9 protein-coding genes and 1 pseudogene are annotated in these 9,714 nt (G+C 67.8%); 2 read left to right on the plus strand and 8 right to left on the minus strand.

What is annotated here, in order from left to right:
- Nucleotides 1-17: 17 nt before the first annotated feature.
- From ACFXC1_RS27405 to ACFXC1_RS27440, 8 genes are all read right to left on the minus strand, one after another.
- Entirely contained in the window at nucleotides 18-992 is a 975-nt protein-coding gene (locus tag ACFXC1_RS27405) for a cytochrome c oxidase assembly protein (RefSeq protein WP_381246888.1), read from the minus strand.
- A gap of 94 nt (nucleotides 993-1,086) precedes the next feature.
- On the minus strand, nucleotides 1,087-1,737 hold the full coding sequence (locus tag ACFXC1_RS27410) for a hypothetical protein (protein ID WP_381246891.1): 651 nt from the start codon (nucleotides 1,735-1,737) through the stop codon (nucleotides 1,087-1,089).
- Between the two features lie 89 nt (nucleotides 1,738-1,826).
- Complete coding sequence (locus ACFXC1_RS27415; RefSeq protein ID WP_381246894.1) at nucleotides 1,827-1,958, minus strand: hypothetical protein; 132 nt, start codon at nucleotides 1,956-1,958, stop codon at nucleotides 1,827-1,829.
- 325 nt (nucleotides 1,959-2,283) lie between these two features.
- The gene (locus ACFXC1_RS27420; protein WP_381246897.1) at nucleotides 2,284-3,705 is read right to left on the minus strand and encodes an ATP-binding protein; all 1,422 of its coding nucleotides are present in this window, start codon (nucleotides 3,703-3,705) and stop codon (nucleotides 2,284-2,286) included.
- A 64-nt stretch (nucleotides 3,706-3,769) separates the two neighbouring features.
- Nucleotides 3,770-6,211 (minus strand): helicase C-terminal domain-containing protein, encoded by a 2,442-nt coding sequence (locus tag ACFXC1_RS27425; RefSeq protein ID WP_381246899.1) that lies wholly within the window; start codon nucleotides 6,209-6,211, stop codon nucleotides 3,770-3,772.
- A 587-nt stretch (nucleotides 6,212-6,798) separates the two neighbouring features.
- Complete coding sequence (locus ACFXC1_RS27430) at nucleotides 6,799-7,227, minus strand: hypothetical protein (RefSeq protein ID WP_381246902.1); 429 nt, start codon at nucleotides 7,225-7,227, stop codon at nucleotides 6,799-6,801.
- A gap of 397 nt (nucleotides 7,228-7,624) precedes the next feature.
- Nucleotides 7,625-8,080 (minus strand): DUF6083 domain-containing protein, encoded by a 456-nt coding sequence (locus ACFXC1_RS27435; RefSeq protein WP_381246905.1) that lies wholly within the window; start codon nucleotides 8,078-8,080, stop codon nucleotides 7,625-7,627.
- 408 nt (nucleotides 8,081-8,488) lie between these two features.
- Nucleotides 8,489-8,611 (minus strand): hypothetical protein, encoded by a 123-nt coding sequence (locus ACFXC1_RS27440; RefSeq protein WP_381246907.1) that lies wholly within the window; start codon nucleotides 8,609-8,611, stop codon nucleotides 8,489-8,491.
- Nucleotides 8,612-8,904: 293 nt separating this feature from the next.
- On the opposite strand from ACFXC1_RS27440, the gene ACFXC1_RS27445 reads away from it, so the two are divergent.
- Both ACFXC1_RS27445 and ACFXC1_RS27450 read left to right on the plus strand, forming a co-directional pair.
- The gene (locus tag ACFXC1_RS27445) at nucleotides 8,905-9,474 is read left to right on the plus strand and encodes an NUDIX domain-containing protein (RefSeq protein WP_381246909.1); all 570 of its coding nucleotides are present in this window, start codon (nucleotides 8,905-8,907) and stop codon (nucleotides 9,472-9,474) included.
- Nucleotides 9,475-9,627: 153 nt separating this feature from the next.
- Nucleotides 9,628-9,714, plus strand: a pseudogene (locus ACFXC1_RS27450) (HAD family hydrolase); the annotation flags it as partial.

The following is a 9,714-nucleotide window of genomic DNA, read 5'->3' on the forward strand; positions in this document are numbered from 1 at the left end:
GGCCGCCGGGGAAACCCCTACCGCTGGCCCCGGATGCGCTGCGCGACCTCGCTGTTCTCGGTCTCCCACCAGGGGCGGACGAGTTCCGGTCCGTCCACCGCGGCTTCCGCGGGCGTCGCCCGGACGTGTTCCAGTTCCGTGTCCAGGCGCCGGTCCAGTGCGACCGTCTCCGCGCGTTCCGTGCGCGCCCACTGCACCAGGATCGCGAGCAGGAAGGGGATCGCGACCAGTTCCGCGATGCCGACCATCGCGCCGCCGCCGAGCTGCTGGTCGTGCTGGACGTCCGGCGCCCAGGACGGGGCGTGGGCGAGGTACCAGGAACCGGCGATCAGTGTGCCGTGGGTCATCACCACGATGCCCGGCACCGCGTCGATGATCCCGTCGACGAACACCAGCGCCGCCCGCACCGGATGCGTGCACCACGCGGGCAGCGCCTCCTCGCGGGTGAGCACCGGGAGGACGAACAGGCTTCCGGCGAGCAGCAGTTGGAGGTACATGAGGTGGTGCAGCCAGCCGTCGGCCAACGCCGTTTCGAAGTACGGCGTGAAGTAGATCGTCAGTTCTGTCGTCAGCACGAGGGCCGTGCTGACCAGGGGGAAGGTGAGCAGCCGGAGCACGCGGCCGGTCAGGGCTCCCTGCGCCCGCGCCGCCGCGCGTTCCGGCAGGGCGCGCAGGGCCAGCCGTAGCGGATCGCCGAGGGCCAGGCCGAGCGGGGCGATCAGGTCCAGGAGGACGTTCTGGACGGCGGCCGGCCAGAACAGCACGCGGTCGTACACGGCGAGCGCGGACATCGTGGCGACCACGATCGTGCCGAGCCCGAACAGCGCGAACGCGACGGTCCGCGCCACCGGCCAGCTCTCGCCGCGGCGACGAAGCCGCAGGACGCCCCAGCCGTACAGGCCGCCGAGGAGTACGACGACCAGCAGCGCGGGGACGTCCGCCTGCCAGGAGGAGAAGAGCCGTCCCACGGTGAGCTGTGGCAGGTTCTCCATCGCGATCTACCTCCACCCACGCCTGCCGGACCTGCCGCAGCACTCTATGCCGCCGAGTGCGGCGGCCAGGACCCGCCCCCGTGACCGAGCGGACTCACATCGACTGGCGCATGATCCAGTCCCGGATGCCGGGGATCGTGTACGCGACCTGCCAGGTGGCCATGTGCGCACTGGTCGTGGAGCCCGTCGGTACGACCGTGCCGGCCTCGAACGCGGCGAAGTTCACCGGCGTCCGCTGCGCCTTCATGCTGCGCACGTCGGAGCCGTACTCGGGCGCGAGTACGAAGGCCTCGTGCCGGGCCTGGTCCTCCGGGCTCGCCCAGCACACCGCACCCAGCCCCTGCACCAGCGGACCCTCGGTCGCGACGTTGACCACGCTCGCGTCGTACATGAACAACACCAGCGGGTAGCGCTTGCGCGGGTTGTAGTCCTTGGGGACGAACAGGTTGTAGTTCAGGGTCTGACCGGTCGCGGGGTCGTCGAAGGTGAACTGCTGGAAGTCGTCGACGATCAGGTTCTTCACCGCGCCCGTGGTCAGTGCCGTCGTGCTCGCGGGGTACTGCGTGCCGTGGGCCGTGGTGACCGTGCCGGCCTGGGTGAGCGTGGCCTTCGCGGCGACGACGGTCCCGCCGGGGGTGGTGTCGCCGACCTTCGGGCCGCCCGCCCCGACCCCGCCACCGGAGTCGCCGGTGCCGGTACCGGTACCGCCGTGGGCGGGGTGCCACCGCCCTGCTGGGTCACCCACAGGGCCGCCGCCGTGTCGTCCGGGGACAGCTCGACGATGACGTAGCGGCCGTAGCGTGCCCGCTCGGCGAGGTCGGCGGAACGGTTCGTCTAGACCTTGGTCACGGTGCGGTCGGTGACCGTGAACGTCGACGTCGACAGCGTCCGCCCGTCGATCTCTCTGCCGTACTCGACCGCCACCGCGACCAGCTTCTGCCCGGCCACTTCGAGCAGAAGCTCCACACCATGGGAACCCGGTGACTGACCCACTGCCCGATCTCTCCCCCCGGTGGAAAGAGACGGGGCATGGCCCCAGAACAACGTCGAAGGGCCCCACCTCGCGGTGGCGCCCTTCGACGTATTGCCCGGTGAGAGCAATGGCGGAGGATACGAGATTCGAACTCGTGAGGGGTTGCCCCCAACACGCTTTCCACCTGTTCGTCTCGGCATTCCGGGACGTACGGGAGTGTTCTGACCTGCGATGGAGCGGGGTTGGTCGGGACTTCTGGACAGTGCCGTACGCAGGTGTACGCAACCAGAACTGCAATCAGGGCACCTCAGCCGCTGCTCATGCTCTGCGCCAGGCACTGAGCAGTTCGTCGGGGCCGTACGCCGCATGAAGCCCAGTACAGCTGGTTCCATTTCGGGAAACTGCCACGAGCGGCACAGGCTCGTCGGTGATCGCCGCCCGATGCTTCTGCAGCGCGGCCAGGTCGTGGTTGTCGAGCGGGGAGTTCTCCAGCCACTTGATCGAGCCGAGGAAGAGCAACTGCTCGGCCACCGGCTGCCGGTCGGCGCCCACCAAGTCGATTTCGACGTCGTTGCTGCGGGTCCAGTAACCGCCGATCGCCGGGGCGGCGGGCAGGAGCCCGTCCGGCAGGAGACGGGCGAGGGATTCCCGGACCAGGGGCTCGATCGCGCGGCCCCGCCAACTCGTCCACTGCTCCCTGATCCGGCTCAGTGTGAGATCTCCCCGCATCCGCTCGATCTCAGCCATGTGCGGATCCAGAAACGCGAGCCAGAACCGCAGGTAGGGGTCCGCCACTCGGTAGCGGCGTTCTTTCGACGGGCGCAGGGAGAGGGGCAGTTCGGCTGCCACCACCCGCTTCTCGGTCAGGACGTCCGTTGCCCGGGTAAGCGTGGTGTGGGCGATGCCTCCGGCGGCGCGCGCGATGTTGGTGAAGGTCCGTTCTCCGGCTCCGATGGCCCGTAGGACTTCCCTGCTCATCGCCTGCGGTGGGAACTCCGCGGCCAGTGAGCGTTCGGCGGAGACCAGCAGCGCCGAGATCGGGTTGTCGAGCGAGTCGCGGAGGAACTCCCAGATGTCCGCTCCGGCCCGCCACTCCGCACAGATCAGCGGAAGACCGCCCGTGATCAGGGCGGCGTCGAAGGCGACCGCCGGCGACAGGTCGAGCATCTCGCCGATGTCGGCCGGGTTCAGCGGCCCCACGACCATTTCCCGGCCCCGCTGATGGAAGGGGCGTTCGTAGCTGTTCAGCGCCTCCATCATCGAGAGGTCGGATCCGACCAGGAGGAGGAGCACGGGCTTGCGGCTGAGCAGCCGGTCCCAGGCCCGTTGCAACATCCCCTCGAATGCGTCGATTCGGTCCATGAGATACGGAACCTCATCGATGACGACCACGCTCGGGCTGTCGTCGGGCAGGATCTCCGCAAGCAGCCTGAATGCCGCATTCCACTGCTCCGGGGCCTCCTCCGAGAACAGTCCCCGCTCCGGGAGGGTGGATCTGGCGACGGCGTCGAGCAGCTCCGTCAGTTCGTCCTCCGCCGTACCACCTGCCGCGGTGAAGAAGAGGTACGGCGTCTCGGTACGCCGGAGAAACTCCTCGACGAGGCTGGACTTGCCGACCCGCCGCCGTCCGCGGATGAGGATGCACTGGCCTGGTTTCGCCGACCCGGCGGCATCATGAACCGCCTGCAAGGCGTTGCCTAGCACGTTCAGCTCGCGGTCCCGCCCGATGAAGCGACGCATGGCAAGCCTCCCGTGGATGATGGTATCGCGGGGGATACTATCTCTACCGATACCATCACCCTTTTCATTCGGGCATGACACTCATGACGCCGCGGATGCGGGAGAGGGTGAAAACGCGCTCGGCCTCCCGAAGGTGGCACCAGGCTTCCAGGTAGGGCGGGTCGAGTTCGAGCTGACTGAGGGTACGCACAGTCTGCTTGCCCGAGGTGGCGACGTACTCGACGGTGATGGCCTGACCGGCATCGATGGCATGTGCGAGTTGGCGGATGTCGCTGTACGGCAGGCGCTTCGCCCACCCCGCGACGATTTCTTCGGTGTCCGTGGCGAAGGGAACCCCTCCGTCGAACGGCGCGGGTTCGGGAGTCGTGGGCGGGGCGGTCAGCAGCTGGTTCGCCAAGGCGTTCGGGTCGACGGGGGCGGGTGCCTTCGCGCGCGTGGCAGCGACAGCGATGCGGCCGCTTTCCCGCGTGCCGGTGCCGCGTGGAGTGGGAACGCGAGCGGCGGCGGCCCGCTGAGGCCGGGCTTTCTCGATGCGCACCGTGCCCTCGGCCGTCTCGGCGACAGGGGCGTATCCCTCGGCCCGGAGCGCGGCGAGGGTCGTGTCGATCGGGCTGCGGCTGATGAGCACCGTCGGCGCCAGCTGCCGCAGTCCGAGCCCGGTGAGCCCTCGGTGGGCGGCGAGTTCGGCCAGGAGCACGGGCTCCTCGCCGTGGATGACACAGGCGGCAGGGGCGATGCGCACGCGCCCGTGGCCGCGCGCGGTGTCGGCGATCAGATACGACAGCGGCTGTGGCAGGGGCCCGCCGGCGACAGCGGCCAGGTCGGCTGTGATGTCCTCGGGGATGCGGCCGGCATCCAGCGCCCGGCGGATGCCGCCGGCGCTGAACCGCCACACCGATGCCGTGCCGCTGGTCTCCCGATCGGCGACGGAATCCAGGAGCGCGGTCAGTCGCGCGGACGGCGTGCCGGTGACGACGGCGGTGAGGTCGGCGCCGATCCGAGCCACTGCCGTGGCCGAGGGGACCAGTCGCCGGCACTCGATGCCCAGCCCCTCCGTGTCGCCGGTCCGCAGGTGGATGCCGAGAGCGGACAGGGCGCCACGCGCGAGTACTCCGAGGAGTTCGGCCTCACGGATCACGGCGGCGAACGGCGTTCCGTCCTGGGGTGACGAGTGGGCGAGGGGGCGGTGCCAGGCGATCAGCGGCCCCAGATCCGAGGCGACTCGCGCGCCCTGCCTGGCCGGGAGCTGTGCCGCCGCGGCCAACAGCCCGAGGCGGGCCTCCACACAACCGCCGCAGGGAGGTGCTCCGGCGACGGCGGGGAGCGCTCTGTTGTCCTCGTCCCGCGCCTGGGTGGGGGTGAGCGGCAGGTTCTGCCACGCCTGGAGCAGCACCGCGAACTGTTCCGGGGGTTCCTGTTCCGCCCAGACGTCGTATGCCTCGGTGGGGGCCACCCGGTCGCCGTCCCGGCCCAGTAGCCCAGCAGCGTACGAGGTCTCCAAGGTGATGCGTACGACGGCGTCGTCGGCCTGGGCCGCCTTGCCGATCCGGGCCAGCTCCCGCGCACCGACCCCACCGGACTTCAACCGGGTCGGTGCGGTTGCCGAGCAGGCCGCCAGGACCGAGGCGGCATGGGTGACGAAGGCCGTGGCCGCGGCCGATGCTTCGCGATCAGTCTCCGCCGCGGTGACGGATGCCAGCCGGGGGCACGGTGGGACGGGCTCGAACGGGGCGTGCCAACCGGGCCCGCGCAGCGCGAGTGCCACCTCGGCGGGCATACGCGCCGGGCCGTATCGGTGCCGGTCATGGATCAGGAGCCCCCGGTCCAGTGCCCATCGCGCACCCGGTTCGAGCTCGGGCCCGGGAAACCCCGACACGACGAACTGCGGCTGCCTCGCCGCGGTCAGCGCCAGGCGGTCGAGGAGTTTCCGGGAGGTCTCGGGGGCCTTTGCGACCACGGAGGCGATCTGCTCCGGGTCGCTGTGGTGCTCCACCAGGGCGGCCAGTCGCTGCGGTTTGGCGCCCGGCGGCTTGACGCCCAGTGCCACCAGCATGCCGCGCAGTTCGTCGGAGGTCGTGCCTGCGAGCAGTTCCTCAAGCGGAGCATCCAGCCCCAGGGGTGTGTCCCATGCCTGCCGCAGAGGTCCGGCCATACGGAGCCGCCCCGCGCCGTCCGGCCAGACCAGAGCGTGATCGGCCAGCGCCTCCAGTACGGCGTCCAGTTCGCGGGTGGTTGGGTCGTCCACAACTCCCAGCAGTTTCACCAGAGCATCGCGCGATGCGTGAACCCCCAGCGCCGCCAGCGCCTCGGCCACCTGGAGGTGCGGCAGCGTGAGCCGCGGCAGGACCAGCGCCACCGATCCCGGGCGCTGAAGCCGATCCGCCAGTTCCCCCAGCGAACGCGGCTCCGGAAGCGACACGGCGTCCTGCCGTGCCCCGAGCACGCGTGCCAGACGAGAGCCGTCGAGGCTGCCGAGCCATGTCGCCAGCGTTGATCGGGACTTCATGCGACGTGCACCTCGTCAGACCAGTGAGCTTCGTAGCGGGGCGAATCAAGGATGGCGTATCTCCGTGATCCGCGGATGCCGCATGGGGCAGGTTCCCCCTTGGCGGGCGCCTGCGGGCGCCGGCGGCTTGTGGGCCGTCTCAAGTGCGGCGGGAGAAGGCCGACAGATCGGCTGAATGCCTGAAATGGAAGTTTGTGAAGGCAACCAGAAATGCAACCAGTGCACGACGAAGGGCCCCACCGCGAACGGTGGGGCCCTTCGACATCGTGCCCGGTGAGGCACTGGCGGAGGATACGAGATTCGAACTCGTGAGGGGTTGCCCCCAACACGCTTTCCAACTGTGGGGGTGGGGTCGTGGCGCTCGTGCAAGGGCGTTCACCTGCGTTCAAGGTCGGCTAGCCGCCGAGATGGTTTGACCCCTTGGCTCCCTCTGAACGGCGGTGAACGTGGCTGAATGAGACGGAAACTGAGACGGGCCCGGGTGTCGGCACCGTAGGGTCTCGGAAATCACCATCAAGTTCGGACCGGCCTACGCCGTCAGGGAGTGACCATGCCCAGTGGCCTGGAGCTACAAGCTTCGGGCCTCATCATGAACCGCTCATGCGTTGTCGATGCGGTCGCAATTTGGCCTTGCGGAAGTTGGGCGTGGAACTGGGGAAGGATGCCGGAAAGAAGGGGACCCTGATCTCCGTTGTCAAAACATCGACGAGAAAGGCGGCGATACCGCCGTCGTAGTGGTGCCACCGGTAGCCACGGGGCTCGTTGATGGCCAGGGGCCATGTGTCCGGGGATGCTGTCGGTTTTCGGACCCAGTAGATGCGGTCCCCGTTGTCCGAGCCGCCGACTGGGACGAGCATCTCTTCCGCGGCGGGTAGTTCGCCGCCGGCCCGCAGCATGGAGCTCAGATTCACCAGGGCGCGACTAATCTGGTTCTGAAGATCGGCGGTGGGGACTGCCGACATCGGCTGCCAGAGTCCGAGGAACGAGTCGAACGACCCTAGCGGATAGTGGGCCATCAATTCCCTGTAGTCGCCTGGAAGGGTGTACCCGAGCTGGGACTCCAGGAACTCCCACTCCACCACTTGCGGTGAAGCATCGGGCGGACACATTCGTAGAAGTCGTTCAACTGGTGACATGACTGTCATTCCACTCCTAGCGACACCGGGTAAGTCTGCCTGGGGGATGCCCTGGCATTGTCTGTAGTGGCGAGTCAAGGTGTACCTGCTGCCGCATGTCACCAGTTTGGAAGATCGCGTATGCGGACCGGGGCTGACCTGCTGAGACGCTGACCTGCCGGTTCTCGGGTCGCTCGCCGGCGTTCCCCGCTACTCCCCGCCGGTCGCCGCTCGATCGGGCACGCGGAGGACACGGGGTTGGGCCTCCGGCTCGCTGCCTCGCGATCTACGGCGCACCTCACTCGGGGACGCACATCATGCGATGAGCCGGCACGACAGGTTCGCTCGGTAGCGGATCGATTCCACGGACCCGTACGGCCACGATATCCGTGGGGACGGGGGATCGGTCCGGAACCCTCGTCAAACGCCACCTGAAGGCCGCTGGGACGTCTTTCGCGGGCAACTCCACCATTGCGAGGCTGACCCACCGATCGTAGGTGGTCGGGTACACGCGAACCAAAGCACCGCATTCCGGGCAGCGTGGCGGCTCGATCCAAGTCACGTCGTCCGGGTCGGGGTTCGGTCTGGGCGGGGCTGTGGCTCCATCGGCTTCGGCCATTTCGTTGGCGTAGGTGTTCCAGCACCTCTCGCAGTAGCTCGCCATGAGACCGAACCGTCCACGCTCACGCACGCTGGGGCTGGTCTCCCCGCAGCGATGGCATGCCAGCTGGTCACGATCCCGAATCGCCCCCATGTGTTCGAGTGTGAGCGAATCTGACCGGATCTCAGTAGGGCGCGAATTGGCCTAATTCGGCGGCGACGTGCGTGAGCGACGATCCGAGCGCGCTGAATGGCCCCCGACTGAAGCCGAGGCCATTCGGCTGCTACCTCCCGATGCGAACTACGGGCGGGGAGGTCGGCGGGGTCTCAATGGCCTAGGCGGGCGGTTTGACGGTGTCCTGTCTCAAACGGTCGTGGGCAGAGCGAGGTCGGTGACGTGCGATGCCCACGATCGTTTGAGACAGGCGCGGGTTCTTGTCTCATTTGATCGTGGGCATTCTGTGCGAATCGGTTCGGGCTGATCTCTGAAGGGCTTGGTCCTAGGTGGGGCTGGGTTGGCTGCTCGTTCGTGAGACCGCGTACGCCCCGCCGTCTGACAGATTCAGCCGATCCACTGACGCCAGCGAGGTTCAGGCGACTTGCAGCGGCCCGCACCAACCGCGAACCAGTAGGCCGCATCGGTGCGTTGCTCGGCAGTCCATTGCTTCCAGTTCGCGATGGTCATCAGCGGGTTCCCGCGGCTGTCGGTCGGAGGGGCGCTGACGTTGATCGCGCAGTGTGGCCGCACGGTGCGGGTTGCATACCAGCCCGCCATCGCAAGGACAACGGCCGCGAGGCATAGCAGCACCCTCCAGGAAGGGGCGCGGACGCGACGTCTCATGGACGGAGGATACAGACTGGCTTTGTACGTGTGACCTGCGGCTCTGGCCAGATCGTTCGTGCCAGAGCCGAGAGCTGACACCGCCACAGGTGATCTCTTGGAGTCGCTCAGCGGCTGACAGGGGCTAGCGTCGCGGCATGATCTCCGATGCGTCGATACCCGAGCATGAGCTCACAGCGACGAGCTCGACCGTGGTCTACCAGAACCGCTGGATGACGGTTCGCGAGGACAAAACCGTGCGCCACGACGGTGTAGAGGGCTTGTACGGCGTGGTGCACAAACCCGACTTCTCGTTGATCATTCCGTATGAAAACGAGGGCTTCCACCTTGTTGAGCAGTACCGGTATCCGGTGAAGGCCCGCTATTGGGAGTTCCCCCAGGGCACGTGGGAGGACAGACCGGACGCAGACCCGCTGGACCTGGCGCGCGGTGAACTTGCGGAGGAGACGGGCCTGGCCGCTCGAACGATGACACCCCTGGGGCACCTCTTCGAGGCATACGGATACTGTGACCAGGGGTTTCACGTCGTTCTTGCCTCGGATCTCACCCGTGGCGAACCTCACCTGGACGACGAAGAAGCCGGCTTGATCAGCCGCTGGTTTTCTGAGGCGGAAGTGTGGCAGCTGATCGCCGAAGGCCGATTCAAGGACGCTCCGTCAGTAGCTGCCCTGGCACTCTTCCAGCACTACCGCAAGGACAGTGACTGAGACCGAGCGGCAGCAAACAGCACCTCGATCGGTGTGATGGCTGGGTGGCGACCTCAGGGCGTGTATCGGAAGCGCGCGGGGACGCCCACGATCCGTCGTCTCGCGTGCTGGTGGCATCCTTGCCCGGTGTTCTCATCCGATCATGTGGGCGCTGTGTTCTTCGATGTCGACGGCACTCTCGTCCCCGGTACGAGTTCGTCGGTCTTCCTGGCCGGCTTCCTTGGCCATCGGGACGAGTTG

It is taken from the genome of Streptomyces hokutonensis (assembly GCF_042751305.1).
Taxonomy (GTDB): domain Bacteria; phylum Actinomycetota; class Actinomycetes; order Streptomycetales; family Streptomycetaceae; genus Streptomyces; species Streptomyces hokutonensis_A.